The following is a 14,728-nucleotide window of genomic DNA, read 5'->3' as shown; positions in this document are numbered from 1 at the left end:
GAAATGCGATGAATCACAAGCTACGGTTCAATGATGGATGGTCATTTGCCAAAAGTAGTCTGGAAGTGGCGGGTCCTGCCGGCCTGAGCTTTGAACCAATCGATATTCCCCATGACTGGCTGATCTACAATACGCTGGATTTGTACGAGAACAGCATCGGCTGGTACAGGAAGACATTCGATTATGCAGGTGGCGATGAGGAAGTTTTATTGGCCTTCGACGGGGTTTATATGGACTCTTCTTTGTACGTAAACGGACAGCAAGTCGGGGAATGGAAATACGGCTATTCATCCTTTGAACATGATATCACGGCGGCGCTGGTGACCGGGGAAAATGAGCTTTTGCTCAAGGTAGTGTTTCAAAGTCCTAACAGCAGATGGTATTCCGGCGCCGGGATTTATCGCAATGTCTGGCTGAAGCTGCGGGGCCGAAGTCATATCGTTACCGATGGCCTTTATATTTCTACTGCCCGGCAAGGGGATGAATGGCAGGTGGATATTGAAACCGAGCTAAAGCTTGATCGCAATGCGCTGCTCTCTCATACCCTCTTGTACAAAGGGGAAATCGTTCAGTCCAGTGTGGAAGAGGTCTCGCCAGCAGCAGGAACCGGCTTGGACAACGTCATTATAAATCTGCAAAAAATGGCGATTTCTCATCCGCAGCTTTGGAGTACGGAAGCGCCGCATTTATATTCGCTTGTGACCGAACTGCGTCTCCCTGAAGCAGCAGCGGGTGATTTCCCCACCGGCCCGGTGGTTGAAACTGTCGCTCAATCCATCGGCTTCCGTGACATCTGCCTTGATCCCGATACAGGGTTTTTCCTGAACGGAAAGCACATGAAGTTAAACGGGGTTTGCGAACACCATGATCTGGGTGCTCTTGGAGCGGCATTCAGCAAGGAAGCTATGCGGCATCGATTGCGAATTTTACGAGAGATGGGTGTCAACTCCATCCGGACGGCTCACAATATGCCGGCACCCGAACTGATGGACCTGGCGGATGAGATGGGATTTCTGGTCGTATCAGAGGCCTTTGATATGTGGGAGAGACCGAAAACGACTTACGATTATGCCCGTTTCTTCAAGGATTGGGCCACCGCAGACGTCAAGAGCTGGGTCAGAAGGGACCGCAATCACCCCAGTCTGCTGCTGTGGAGCATCGGGAACGAAATCTATGATACTCATGCAGATGAAAGAGGGCAGGAAATCACCAGGCTGCTGATGGAGGAGGTGCACAAGCACGATCCAAGGCAGAATGCCCGGGTGACGCTGGGTTCCAACTATATGCCGTGGGAGAACGCGCAGAAATGCGCAGATATCGTCAAGGTTGCCGGCTACAATTATGCGGAGAAATACTATCGACAGCATCATGCCGAGCACCCGGACTGGGTCATCTATGGCAGTGAAACGGCATCGGTCGTACAGAGCCGGGGAGTGTATCATTTCCCGTTCGAGCAGTCCATTCTGGCCGATGACGACGAGCAATGCTCGGCGCTGGGGAACAGCTCGACCAGTTGGGGGGCGAAGTCGGCAGAGGCCTGCATTATAGCAGAAAGGGATAATCCGTTCTCCCTGGGCCAGTTCATTTGGACCGGGTTCGACTACATTGGTGAACCAACTCCGTATCATACGAAAAATTCCTATTTTGGCCAGATTGATACAGCTACGTTCCCTAAAGACTCTTATTACATCTATCAGGCGGCATGGACAGATTACCACAGCCGTCCAATGGTTCATCTGTTCCCGTACTGGGATTTCAATCCCGGGCAAATGATAGATGTTCGTGTCTGCTCGAATGCCCCTCGGGTGGAGTTGATTTGCAACGGCGTTTCCGTTGGCAGCCGCAAGCTGGATCACAAGCATGGGCAAGAACTGGCCGGCTGGTGGAGGCTTCCTTATCAGACGGGGGAACTTCAAGCCATTGCTTACGACGAACACGGCCAGGTCATTGCTACCGCTGTCCGCACCTCTTTCAAGGACGCAAGCCGGATCAGGCTCAAGCCGGATAAGGAGTCGTTAATTGCGAATGGAACAGATCTCATTTTCGTGGAAATCACAATGGAGGATGAGGATGGCCGGGCGGTGGAGAACGCGAATAACCGGGTGCTTGTTGAAGTGACCGGGGCGGGCCGACTGGTAGGCCTCGATAACGGCGACAGTACGGATTACGATCCGTACAAAGGCCTTAGCCGCAGACTATTCAGCGGCAAGCTGATGGCGATTGTTGCGGCTGGCACTGAGCCGGGTGCGATTCGGATGAAAGTGAGCTCCAGGGGCATGAACAGCCGGACGCTGGAATTGGTTGCCCTGCCTTGCACGGCGGAAGAGCTGCAGGGAGTCTCCGCTCAACAGAGCAATCGAGAGATGCCTGTTGTACTGGGGAATCATGACGAAATTCCACTGCGCAAAATCGAATTGATTAGCAGTTCGGGCCAGCAACTTGACGCAATGAAGCCTGAGATTGAGGTGGAGGCAAAACTGCATCCGCACAATACCACCTATACAGAAGTGGCATGGAGCGTGGTTAATGACGCGGGTATCCCTTCCAATCTGGCGCGGATTGAAGGCGATGGACCTATCGCACGAATTGTGGCGCTTGGAGATGGCGAGTTCCGTGTTCGCTGCACCAGCAAGAACGGCAGCGACAAGATCAAGTTGATCTCTGAACTGGAATTTACGGTTACCGGGATCGGCATGGCGGGGAAAGACCCGTACAGCTTCATCTCCGCCGGATTGTATGATTACAGCTTGGGAGAGCTTGGCAACGGCAACGAGAGAGGTGTAGCCACCAGCAGGGACGGGGAGACCCGGGTAGGTTTCCGGAATCTCGATTTTGGCTCACATGGCTCTAATGAACTCACCATCCCGATCTTTGCCCTGACCAGCGAGCCTTACCCGCTGCAGATTTGGGAGGGGATACCGGGCGAAGCAGGCAGCGTATTGCTGACCGATACCGTGTATCAGAAGGAAACAAAGTGGAATGTGTACCAGGAGGAAACGTTTCGTCTGAACAAGCGCCTATGCGGCATCACTTCCATTTGCTTTGTATTCCGGCAGAAGGTTCACATCAAGGGCTTTTATTTTACCCGTCAGAACCGGGCCTTTGAGCAAAACGCCGCAGCGGATTGTGATCATATCTATGGCGACAGCTTCAAGATCGTGGACGGCTGCGTCGAAGGTATCGGCAATAATGTCTCCCTGGAGCTCAAGGAGCTGGACTTTACGGCGGAAGGGGCTTCAAGGCTGGTCATTTACGGACATTCGCCAATCGACAAAAATACCATACACGTGCGCTTCTCCGGACAGGATGGCGAGAGTCGGCAGCAGTTGATTGAATTTGCGCACTCTGACGGCTACGTGGAGAGAGAGTACTCTTTGAACAAGGTGACAGGAATACAGAATGTAACATTTATTTTTTTGCCGGGAAGCCAGTTTGATTTTGGCTGGTTCCGGTTTGAGCGGTAATCTGGAGAGGAGAGAACTCCTGAAATGAACACGATTGTGAATCCCATCTTGCGAGGCTTTAATCCTGATCCATCGATCATTCGCGTCGGCGAAGATTATTATATTGCCACCTCAACGTTTGAATGGTATCCCGGCGTTCAGATTCATCATTCCCGGGATCTGAAGCATTGGCGATTGTTAACGCATCCGTTAACGCGGAGCAGTCAGTTGGATATGCTTGGAAATCCCAGCTCTGGAGGCGTTTGGGCCCCCTGTTTGAGCTACAGCAACGGAATTTACTATCTCGTGTACACCGATGTGAAGAGTCATATCGGACCGTTCAAGGATACGCATAACTATCTTGTGTATGCTTCTGCGATTGAAGGGCCCTGGTCAGAGCCGGTTTACCTGAACAGCAGCGGCTTTGATCCGTCCTTGTTCCATGATGAAGATGGCCGGAAATGGCTGCTCAATATGGTATGGGATCATCGCAAGGGACGAAACCACTTCGGCGGGATTGTGATACAGGAGTACGATGAGGAGCAACGGAAGCTGGTTGGCCCGGTGCATACGATCTTTCACGGTACCTCGCTTGGTCTGACAGAAGGCCCGCATCTTTACCGCCATGGCAGCTATTATTATCTGCTGACCGCAGAGGGCGGCACACGTTATGAGCATGCCGTTACGATGGCCCGTTCTGAGCCCATCCTGGGACCCTATCAGGTTGATCCGGCCAATCCTGTGTTGACTTCCCGCTTTAATCCCGAGCTTCCACTGCAGCGGGCGGGGCATGCGGATCTGGTTGAGACGGCTGCGGGTGAATGGTACATGGTTCATTTATGTGGCCGGCCTCTAGCGTCGTCCCGAATGTGCAATCTTGGTCGGGAGACGGCGATTCAGAAGGTGGTGTGGACGGAAGACGGTTGGCTGCGGCTGGCTGGAGGGGGTTGTGAGCCGCAAGTGGAGGTTGAAGCTCCAGCAGCTTTGCCGGAGCATTCATTCCCCGGGCAATCTTTACACGGTACAGGTGTTGACCATTTTGACAGCAAGACGCTAGCAATTCATTTCAATACCCTGCGCGAACCGGCAGACGAATCATGGCTTACGCTGCGGGAAAGACCGGGATATCTGCGCCTTCGCGGCCGGGAATCGTTCTCTTCCGCTTATGGCCAGAGTCTGGTTGCCCGCAGGCAGCAGTCCTTCATCGCGGAGGCAGAGACGGTGATCGAGTTTGAACCGGATAACTACCAGCAGATGGCCGGGCTGGTCTACTACTATAATGCCCGGAACTGGTATTATTTGCGGATTAGCCGGGACGAAAAGCTAGGCAAAAGTCTGGCCATCCTGACGAGCGATCAGGGGGAATATGATGAGCCGCTGGATCAGGAAATCTCGGTAGATGGCTGCGAGCGCGTCTATCTTAAGCTGACGCTTGATCATGAGCGGGCACAATTCTATTACTCGACAGATGGCGTTGATTGGAGGGCTGTTGGTCCGGTGCTCGATGCCGGGCGTATGTCTGACGAGAATGCGGAATCCAGACATGGGGGAGTTCTGCTGGATCAAGGCTTTACCGGCGCGTTTATCGGTGTTTGTGTGCAGGATTTAAGCGGATGCAGACAGCATGGGGATTTTGATTATTTTACATACCGGGAGTATGGAGAAAGAGGTGAGCATTTATGGCGGCTGGCATGATGAAGGCAGCGATCATGGATGAACCGTTGTCTATCGCTGTCAAGGAAGTGGCCATCCCCGTTCCCAAGGAGAACGAGGCATTGATCAAGGTATATTGCATCGGCATATGCGGATCGGACGTGCATTATTACGAGCATGGGAAAATTGGCCGTTACGTGGTCAAGGAGCCGATCGTGCTGGGGCATGAGCTGGCCGGCGAAGTGGTGGGGGTAGGCGTTAATGTGACAAATGTAGCGGTGGGCGACCGGGTGGCGGTGGAGCCGGGAGTGACCTGCGGGCATTGCGATTATTGCAAAACAGGGCGCTACAATTTATGCCCGGATGTCGCTTTCCTGGCAACGCCTCCGGTGAACGGAGCGTGGGCGGAATACATCGTGATGCCAAGCGATTATTTGTTCAAGCTGCCGGCAACGATGAGCTATGAGGAAGGCGCGCTGCTGGAGCCGCTGTCCGTTGGCTTTCACGCCTTGCTTCGCGGCCAGGCCAAGCCGTTTGACCGGCTGCTGATCACAGGCCTTGGTCCGATAGGCCTGCTGGCGGGTCAAGCGGCGAAGCTGTTCGGTATATCCGAAATCTATGGTACGGATATGGTGCCGCTCCGGCGACAGATGGCCCTCGACATGGGCTTCACCGCAGCGCTTGATCCATCCAGCGAGGATGTCCAGGCGAGAATTGCGGAGCTGACGGGCGGAGAGGGAATCACTCTCATTGTCGAGTCGTCGGGCAATGCCCGGGCGATGGCTGATACGATCAAGCTGGTCCGGCGCGGCGGAACCATTGTTTTTGTTGGCTTGCCTGCTTCGGACACTGTGCCGATGGATATGGGCCAACTGATCGACGGTGAAATCGATGCCTATGGCGTTTTCCGTTATGCCAACACCTATAAGCCAGCTATTCAGGCGCTGCAGCATGCTTCCGTGGATATGAGGAAGATCATCACTCATCATTATGCACTCGATGATATCAAGGAAGCGGTGGAAACGGCGCGAACGGAGAAGGACACGAGCATCAAGATCATGATCTATCCGAATTTCAACAAGTAGAGGAAGCTTTTCCGTCAAGTTCCTCGAGTCTGCCCCAATAAGAAACGGTCGTGTCAGGGAGTTATCCCGGCGCGGCCGTTTTCTATGCTACATAAAGTCGAAGAAATATCGGGTCACATGGAGGAATACGGGAGATGTATACGTCAAGCTGTCTACCAGGCTCAAATAAATACTTGCCCGATGATTGGTTTGATCCTCACGGCCCATGCGCAGATCGCGCTTGAGTACGGAGACCGTGAGGCTGCCGATGAAGCCCCCCAGTCCTATCAGGCTGCCTGCGAACAAGCCAAAGGAGGCCCCGAGTGGAGTAAAGAATGGCGCCAGTATATAAGCGGCTCCCGTCGTCGCCAGCATGGCCACAATGAAGCCTTCCCAGGTCAGGTAGGGATTCGCTGTCGGAGCAATTTTATGCTTTCCGATATAGTAGGAGGCCAGGTAGTGCACAATATCGTTAAGCTGAGTCAGCACGACGAGCAGCAGCACCAGCCCTGCGCCGTATTGCGGTGTGGCGAAGGGGAAGAAAGCCAGATGGCTAAGACCAAAGACCATCAGCATCAGGCCCCACTGCACTCGGCTTACGCTGCGCAGGAATCCTGCCGTACCTTTGTTGATGATCCGGGGGAGTGGCAGGAACAGGAACACGTATACCGGAATAAAGATAATGAACATCCCGTACCATTCGATATATATCCAGTAGAACTGCGCGGGAATGGATAGATATGCCCATAAATACAACCGGCGCTCAGCCTTGCGTGAACGAATCATGGAAAAGTATTCCTTCAGCGCGAAGAAGGAGAGCAGCATGATACCCAGCAGAGATATGATCGGGTTGAACAACGTGGCCAAACATAAAATCAGCCACATGCCCCACCAGGTCCACAGCCGCTGGCCCAGAATAGAGTAATCCTTTTCGCGATTCCGCCGTTTGAGTACGAGATATATAGCATGAATGGCCGCCAGGGACCAGAATATAACGATCATTGTCCATTGCAAATTGTTCATTGTTTCTGTCGCCCGCTTCCCTCAGGAGGTAGATTCCACCAAAGGAATCATATGTTATTATGGAGGAATAGTCCATACTTGATAAGGGGATTTCATCGATGTTAGAGCAACGTTCAGTGTTTATTTTGCTGACGAATACAGGTACGTTATTCACGAAAATGATTAAGGGCTATACCAGAGCCCCATATAATCATGCTTCCATCTCCTTTAACCGGGAGCTGTCGGAGCTTTACAGCTTTGGCCGGAAGAACCCGAACAACCCGCTGAATGGCGGATTTGTGAAGGAGGACATCAAGACCGGAACCTTTAGCAAATACCCTGATACCACCTGCGTGATCTACGAGCTGAGGGTAACAAGCCGCGAGGTGGAGAAGATGGAGCGGGTGCTGAACCTCTTTATTCGCAAGCGGGAGAAATATCTCTACAATATTCTTGGTGTCATTGGCATTGCCCTGAAGGAGCCTGTCGAGTTCAGTAATTCGTATTTTTGCTCCCAGTTTGTCGCTGAGGTGTTGGAGCGCTCCGGCATTAAGCTTTGGAACAAGCTGCCCGCCCTGGTGACGCCCGATGATTTTCGGCAGTGCGAGCGCCTGAAGCTGGTGTATGAAGGGAAGCTCAGTAATTACGAGTCTTAGAGGCAATATAAAAGGTCAGCTTTTAATCACGAAGCGTATCGAAGAAAAATTCTATGGTTCACTACAGTTATACTTTCGATATATAATATACTTGTCGACAAGTACACAATATTAAGGAAAAGAGGGTTAACGATGTTCAGAGCAACGGAGGATCAGGAATTTTATGAGCTGCTGAGCCCTACAATATTGCCCAAGGCTTCGGGCTTTCTATGGAATGAATCCATGATGATTCACATGAACTGCCGTGGCTATGCGGTGGCTCAATTTATGCAGCCGGAGCCGGCGAAGTATTCCCATGCGCCCAACCTGGAGGCCAAAACATTCATGCAGCCGGAACAGCCCTATTATGCTCATCATCCGGGCCGCTTTGTTTTTGTAAAAGATGAGAACACCGAAAGCGTATTCTCGGTCCCTTATGAGCCGGTGCGCGTAACTACAGACAGCTATAGCTTCGCGGCCGGGAAGAGCCGTATCGTTTGGACCGTCGAGCATCAGGGCGTACAGGTGGAAATGACACTCAGCTTGCCCAAGAAGGATCCGCTGGAGCTCTGGCGCATCAAGGTCAAGAATACCTCGCCAGCAACGAAGAAGTTAAGCGTGTACCCGTACTTTACCGTAGGTTATATGTCCTGGATGAACCAGGCGGGCGAATATCTTCAGGAGCTGCAGGCTATTGTATGCTCTGCCGTGACCCCGTACCAGAAATATCAGGATTACGATAAAATTAAAAATTTCCGTGATAAAACCTTTCTGATTGCCGAACAATCGCCAACCTCCTGGGAAGTATGCCAAGAGGCATTTGAAGGCGAGGGTGGCATTACCATGCCGTCTGGACTCCTTCAAGAAGAGTTATCTGGTGGCGATGCCCGGTACGAGACACCGGTGGCGGTGATGCAATATCGTCTGGAATTGGCCCTGGGAGAAGAGAAAGAGTATCGTTTCTTGTTTGGTCCTGCGCAGGATGAAGAGCAGATTGCCCAGATTCGCGAGACGTATTTCCTGTTTGGCCGGGAGATGGGCGAGGATGGCTTTAACGCAGCCTTGCAAGAATATGACCAGTATATCCGGGAGGGCCAAGGGTGCCTGACTATCAGTACACCTGATTCCGATTTGGACAACTTCGTCAACCATTGGCTGCCGCGGCAAATTTATTATCACGGTCAGACGAACCGGCTAACCACTGACCCGCAGACCCGTAACTATTTGCAGGACCATATGGGCATGAGCTATATCAAGCCAAAGGTTGCGCGGGCGTCCTTCCTGACGGCAATGAGCCAGCAGGAAGCGAGCGGAGCGATGCCGGATGGCATTGTGCTGCACTCGGATGCCGAATTGAAATATATTAATCAGGTACCGCATACAGATCACTGTGTCTGGTTGCCTATTTGTCTCGCCACGTATCTCGATGAGACGGGAGACTATTCAATTTTGGAAGAACAAGTCCCATATGCCGGCGGTGAGGAAGTGACCCCGGTGTACGAGCATGTGGATCGCGCCATGCGCTGGCTGATGCATGATCGTGACGAGCGGGGATTGAATTACATCAATCAAGGGGACTGGTGTGACCCCATGAATATGGTGGGGTACAAAGGCAAAGGCGTCTCAGGATGGCTAACGATCGCTACTGCCTATGCATTCCAGGTGTGGGCCGATGTTTGTGAACAAAATGGCCAGGCTGAGCAAGCGAAAGCTTACCGTTCTGCTGCGCAGGAGACGAATGAGGTTGTCAACCGTTATCTGTGGGATGGAGAGTGGTATGCCCGGGGCATTACAGACGATAATGTTGTATTCGGGATCAGCACGGACAAGGAAGGCCGCATCTTCATCAACCCGCAAGGCTGGTCGCTTCTTAGCGGCGCTGCTGATGCCGACAAGCAGGAGAAGCTGATGCGGGCTGTACGGGAGCAATTGGAGACGCCATATGGTGTGGAGAAGCTGGCTCCTTCCTATACCGCGATGCGGGAGGACGTGGGACGTGTGACCCAAAAGCATCCGGGCTCGGCCGAGAACGGGGCTGTCTATAATCACGCTGCTGCCTTTTACATTTATGCTTTGTATACGGTAGGCGAGCAAGAGGATGCGTTCCGGTTGCTGCGCAAGATGCTGCCTGGACCAGATCGGGACGACATGGTTCAGCGCGGCCAGCTTCCGATCTTCATCCCGAACTATTATCGGGGGGCTTACCGTCAATTTCCACGCACAGCAGGGCGCTCCAGCCACCTGTTTAATACGGGAACGGTGCCGTGGGTGTACCGCTGCCTGATCGATGGATTGTTTGGCTTACAGGGGACCAAGGGCGGTATTCACATTCGTCCGCAGTTGCCAAATACCTGGCCAGCAGCCAAGGTAACTCGCAGCTTCCGCGGAGCGACACTGCATGTTGAAATGAAGCGGGAAGCCGGTGCGGCATCTGTGGAGGTTTATGTGGATGGTCAGCAGGTAAAGGATGGCATACTGCGAGATGTGCAGCAGGGCCGGGAGTACCAGGTGTTGGCGAAGCTGCCGCTGGAAGGCTAGGGCTAATTAAAAGAGATGAGATAAAAAGCGCAAGCTTGGAGGAGTTCCATCAAGCTTGCGCTTTATTTTGTGCTTACCCAACGTCTACCCGGTCGATATTGCGGAAGCTGAAGCAGGTAATAATGATGCCCAGCACAGACAGTGACAACGGGATGGCAATGATCGAGCTGAGTGTAAAGCCAGAGTTGTTGGAGCACACGAGTAAGACGATAACGATGGATGAGATGATGGTCATAGGAACGGACTTCTTAGGCAGTCCGATGACCAAAGGCAGCAGGCTCATTCCGGCAGCTCCGAAGGCTTGCATCAGCACATGAAGTCCGTGGCTAAACAGTAATTCCGTGGTAAGAGAGCCGGGTATATATCCGACCACGGAGTTGATTGCGACAAACAGCGCGTCGATCAACAGATTAGCAATAACAACATTAGCGAAGGTCCAGACGAACACCATTGCCAGCTTGACGAAGATCAGCTTCTTACGACTGATAGGGTAAGAGAACATCAGGGCAATCGTTTTATCCTTAAACTCATTAATCACCAGCTTGGACAATAATACGGAAGCATAGATGATGAAGGTGGCTCTAACCATCAGATCAATAAATGCCAGCATTTCGGGTATCGTTGTGAAGTCAGGCTCCTCTAGGCCTGACCCTCCGACAAAATACATAATCCCTGCCAGCCCGGCAATGATCACATAAGTAACGATAGATCCCCAGACGTAGCTGTCAAAGCGTCCTTTCTTAAGCTCCAGCTTAATGAGCTGCCACATGCTGATGACCTCCTTTAATCATATCGAAGAAATATTCCTCCAGGCTGTGATGCTTGCGGTTGATGGACTGGATGGGCACATCGTTGGCAATCAGCGCTTTGGCCAAAGCCTCGGGAGACAGCTTGGCATCATAGATGCGAATGGTGTTATCACCCATTTGCTTGATATTTTCAATATCCAGCGTATCCACCAGGACAAAAGCAGCGAGACTAACGTTAGAGGTTACGATCTCTACATATTCGGTAGTGGAGGAATGAACCGTGTCCATGGATACCTCCCGCAGCAAGTATCCACGATCAATGACGCCAATCGTATCCGCCACTTGTTCAACTTCGGAGAGCAGGTGGCTGGAGATCAGGATCGCTGTGCCCCATTCGTCGCGAATCCGGACAAAGAGCTGGCGCATTGCTTGAATGCCTTCCGGATCAAGCCCATTGATCGGTTCATCCAGCAGCAGCAATTCAGGTCGGGTAGCAATGGCCCGGGCAATGCCCAGCCGTTGCTTCATGCCCAGGGAGAACTGTTTCACTGGCTTGTCATGAGTTCCCGCCAGTTGCACCATTTCCAGCGCCTCCTGAATGCTCTCTTTCCTATAATATCCCATGTATTCGGCATGTAGCTCCAAATTTTGCTCAGCGGTCAGCTTTTCATAAAAGACCGGCGTTTCAATGATATGACCCATGCGCTTCAGATGCTCTGTAGAACCTGGCAACAGCTTTTCGCCAAATATCTCAATCTCGCCGCTTGTCGGCTTGACCAGGCCGAGCAGCATTTTCATTACCGTCGATTTACCGGCTCCGTTAGGTCCAAGGAACCCGTAAATCTCGCCACGACGCAAATTCATGTTAACTCCTGACACGACTTCCGCAGGTCCGTAGCTTTTCGTGAGCTGCCTGGTTCTGACTAATTCCTTCATGGTTTCACTCCCTTTGCTTTATCTATTCCTATCGTAACGGGGGAAACTCTCTTTTCTATTTCGGACTTCTTACTTATTTCTTAAGTTGGCCAATCAACCGGGGGCCTGGCTGCTATAAGGAAAGGAAATGCAATCTAATCAGGCCCGCTCTGAGCGGGGCAACACGAGGGTGAAGCAGGTGTGAACGTCCGGCGTGCTCTCCAGTTCAAGCCTGCCGTCCAACCGTTCGGCTAACCGCTTGGCGATGGTCAGACCCAAACCGCTGCCATGGATGTTGCGATTGCGTGAATCCTCCATGGTGTACATCCGCTCAAACACACGGGACTGTTCCTTGGGTGAAATTCCTCGGCCCCGGTCGATGACCTGAATGCGAACTTCCCTCTCATCCTCTTCAAGCAACAGGCCGAGGTAGCGCCCGTCAGCCCCATAGCGCATGGCGTTGGATAGCAGGTTGTCCAGGATTCGGGATAGGGCCTCTGCATTGCCGTAGACCCATACTGGATGCTCCGGCAATTGGATATTTACCTGGAAGCCCTGCTCTGACAGCAGGTCGAAATAGGCAAGAATGCGCTGGCGGCTAATCTCTCCGGCATCTATAACGGATAAAGGAATGTCCAGATCCCCGGACTCCAGCCGTGCCAGGTCGAAGAAGGTATTGATGAGCTGGTGGACCTGTACGGTTTTCCTGTGTATTTCTCCAAGCATACGCTGCTGTTCATCTTCAGAAAGGTCCTTTTGCTGGGAGAGCATTTCGGCGTAGCCCATAATGACGGTCAGCGGGGTTTTCAAGTCATGAGACACATTGGATAACATCCTCCGCATCGCCCGCTCTGTACCCGCATAATCTGCTGCGGATTGACCTGCCCGGTCCAGCAGAGCGTTAATGGCCTGCAGCAGCTCTCGCAGCTCAGGCAGAGGGGTTACCGTAAGAATGCGCTCCTGGGTCAGGGGCTTGCGGGCATCGGTGAAAGGCAGCAGCTTCTTATGGATATAAGTAAGCTCCCTGCGCAACGTGCGGGTTGTCCTATATTGGTGAGAATACAGCATCGCGAGTATGATGAGAGGAATCAGCAGCAGCCATGGCAGCCAGGAGTATTCTGTCATTTCACCCTTCCCCCAGTCGATAACCGATGCCCCATAAGGTCCGAATATACCGGGGATGTGAAGGGTCGTCCTCAATTTTCTCACGCAGTCTTCTCATATGTACATTAATAACGTTGTCGTCATTGTAGTATTCCTCGTTCCAAACCTGCTGATACAGCATGGCCTTGGTATATACTCGGGTCGGATGCTGAAGGAACAGCTTCAAGATTTGAAACTCCTTGGGGGTAAGTAAAATCTCCTGATCGCGTTTTGTTACCGTAAAATTATCAGGGTCAACCGTCAAGTCGCCCAAGGACAGCAATCGCGGTGTAGGGCTTTGCTCCGCCTGCTCCTGACTGGTATACAGGGTCGCCCGGCGGATAGAGGCTTGGACACGCGCAGCCAATTCCATTAATGAGAAGGGCTTGGCGATGTAATCATCTGCGCCAATCCGCAAGCCCAGTGCTTTATCGACCTCGTTGTCCTTGGCGGACAAAATCAGAATGGGGACCCGGCTAAGTCGGCGAATATGCTCTAATACTTCCAGCCCGCTCCGTTTAGGCAGCATAAGATCAAGCAGTACTAAGTCGTAGCTGCCCGGTGCGAATTGCTGAAGTGCTTGTTCGCCGTCACTGACGAGGGTGATGTCATAACCCTCCTTGGTCAAGTAATCCTGAACCATCGTGCTGATGGCGGGGTCATCCTCAACCATGAATATTTTGCCTTCCATAATTTCGCCTCTTCCTGCTCCGAATTTATCCCTATTCTAAGCCAGGGCGTATTTTTCCACAAGAAAGAGACCTTACAAAAATAATTTCACAAACTTTTAGTAAGTTACTTGACAAACGAAACCAAAGAAAGTATGATAATCTCACATTCAAATAATTCATATTAAAGTTATTGGAGAAGTTAAAAGAAATATGCTGGTGGTGTGACGGATGGGTTTTTTGGGTAAGTTATTTAGTAGGTCTACCAATATCGAGGAGGAAAAAGTCATGTCGAAGTTGAATATCGGAATCATTTTGGGGAGCACACGCGAAGGCCGGGTTAGTCCGCAAGTAGGAGAATGGGTTAAGAAGCATGCAGATGCCCGTGGCGACGCCAACTATGAGATTGTTGATATCGCTGATTACAAGCTGCCATTGCTTGGTGAAGCGGATGCTTCCGAGCAAGCTGCGGCCTGGAATGCCAAGCTGAACAGCCTGGATGGCTTCGTATTCATTGTGCAAGAATATAATCACAGTATCTCTGCTGCCTTGAAGAATGCCCTGGACTATGCTCGTGAGGCATGGAACAACAAATCCGCCGGGATCGTTAGTTACGGCTCCGTAGGTGGGGCTCGTGCGGCTGAACATCTGCGCGGCATTTTGGGTGAATTGCTGGTGGGAGACGTACGTGTACATGTGGCTCTGTCTCTGTTTACTGATTTTGAGAATGCCAGCACGTTCAAGCCTGCCGAATTGCATTTGACAAACTTGAAAGAAATGCTGGACCAAGTGAATGCTTGGGGCGGCGCTTTGAAAACTCTGCGTTAAAAAACGGGCGTTGATCAGAAACAACTTCAAATCCCCCGCCTCTTTAGATAGAGACGGGGGATTTTTTTAGGATGACTGCGGGAGCATGCG

General features: G+C 51.9%; 11 protein-coding genes. 6 read left to right on the top strand and 5 right to left on the bottom strand.

Annotation, left to right across the window (positions count from 1 at the left end; genetic code table 11):
• The first annotated feature begins 8 nt into the window (after positions 1-8).
• The 3 genes from C557_RS0102280 to C557_RS0102270 are packed head-to-tail and all read left to right on the top strand — an operon-like array spanning position 9 to position 6,181.
• Positions 9-3,464, top strand: coding sequence for a glycoside hydrolase family 2 TIM barrel-domain containing protein (locus C557_RS0102280; protein WP_018750200.1), 3,456 nt, complete (start codon positions 9-11; stop codon positions 3,462-3,464).
• Positions 3,465-3,488: 24 nt separating this feature from the next.
• Positions 3,489-5,138, top strand: coding sequence for a glycoside hydrolase family 43 protein (locus C557_RS0102275; protein WP_018750199.1), 1,650 nt, complete (start codon positions 3,489-3,491; stop codon positions 5,136-5,138).
• Positions 5,123-6,181, top strand: coding sequence for an NAD(P)-dependent alcohol dehydrogenase (locus tag C557_RS0102270; RefSeq protein ID WP_018750198.1), 1,059 nt, complete (start codon positions 5,123-5,125; stop codon positions 6,179-6,181). The genes C557_RS0102275 and C557_RS0102270 overlap by 16 nt, the downstream gene beginning before the upstream one ends.
• An 87-nt stretch (positions 6,182-6,268) precedes the next feature.
• Here the strand turns inward: C557_RS0102270 and C557_RS0102265 are convergent, their stop codons facing one another.
• Positions 6,269-7,183 carry a phosphatidate cytidylyltransferase gene (locus C557_RS0102265; RefSeq protein ID WP_018750197.1) on the bottom strand — a complete coding sequence of 305 codons (915 nt, stop codon included), beginning with the start codon at positions 7,181-7,183 and terminating at the stop codon, positions 6,269-6,271.
• A gap of 98 nt (positions 7,184-7,281) precedes the next feature.
• Between C557_RS0102265 and C557_RS0102260 the strand changes: the two genes are divergently transcribed.
• Positions 7,282-7,818, top strand: coding sequence for a hypothetical protein (locus tag C557_RS0102260; RefSeq protein ID WP_018750196.1), 537 nt, complete (start codon positions 7,282-7,284; stop codon positions 7,816-7,818).
• Positions 7,819-7,950: 132 nt separating this feature from the next.
• Entirely contained in the window at positions 7,951-10,335 is a 2,385-nt protein-coding gene (locus C557_RS0102255; RefSeq protein WP_018750195.1) for a GH36-type glycosyl hydrolase domain-containing protein, read from the top strand.
• Positions 10,336-10,408: 73 nt separating this feature from the next.
• On the opposite strand, the gene C557_RS0102250 is transcribed toward C557_RS0102255, so the two are convergent.
• The 4 genes from C557_RS0102250 to C557_RS0102235 form a co-directional block, all read right to left on the bottom strand.
• Positions 10,409-11,104 carry an ABC transporter permease gene (locus C557_RS0102250; protein WP_018750194.1) on the bottom strand — a complete coding sequence of 232 codons (696 nt, stop codon included), beginning with the start codon at positions 11,102-11,104 and terminating at the stop codon, positions 10,409-10,411.
• A complete protein-coding gene (locus C557_RS0102245; RefSeq protein ID WP_018750193.1) occupies positions 11,088-12,020 on the bottom strand; it encodes an ABC transporter ATP-binding protein in 933 nt (310 codons plus the stop codon). Before C557_RS0102245 ends, C557_RS0102250 begins: the two co-directional genes overlap by 17 nt.
• Positions 12,021-12,158: 138 nt before the next feature.
• Positions 12,159-13,124 (bottom strand): sensor histidine kinase, encoded by a 966-nt coding sequence (locus C557_RS0102240; protein ID WP_018750192.1) that lies wholly within the window; start codon positions 13,122-13,124, stop codon positions 12,159-12,161.
• Position 13,125: 1 nt separating this feature from the next.
• Entirely contained in the window at positions 13,126-13,833 is a 708-nt protein-coding gene (locus C557_RS0102235) for a response regulator transcription factor (protein ID WP_018750191.1), read from the bottom strand.
• Positions 13,834-14,098: 265 nt separating this feature from the next.
• Here C557_RS0102235 and C557_RS0102230 point away from each other — a divergent pair, with 265 nt between their 5' ends.
• Entirely contained in the window at positions 14,099-14,638 is a 540-nt protein-coding gene (locus tag C557_RS0102230) for an NADPH-dependent FMN reductase (RefSeq protein ID WP_018750190.1), read from the top strand.
• The last annotated feature ends 90 nt before the right edge of the window (positions 14,639-14,728 follow it).

It is taken from the genome of Paenibacillus sanguinis 2301083 = DSM 16941 (genome assembly GCF_000374825.1).
Lineage (GTDB): Bacteria > Bacillota > Bacilli > Paenibacillales > Paenibacillaceae > Fontibacillus > Fontibacillus sanguinis.
Note: the sequence above shows the minus strand (reverse complement) of the source record. Positions and strands in the feature narration are given on the sequence as shown.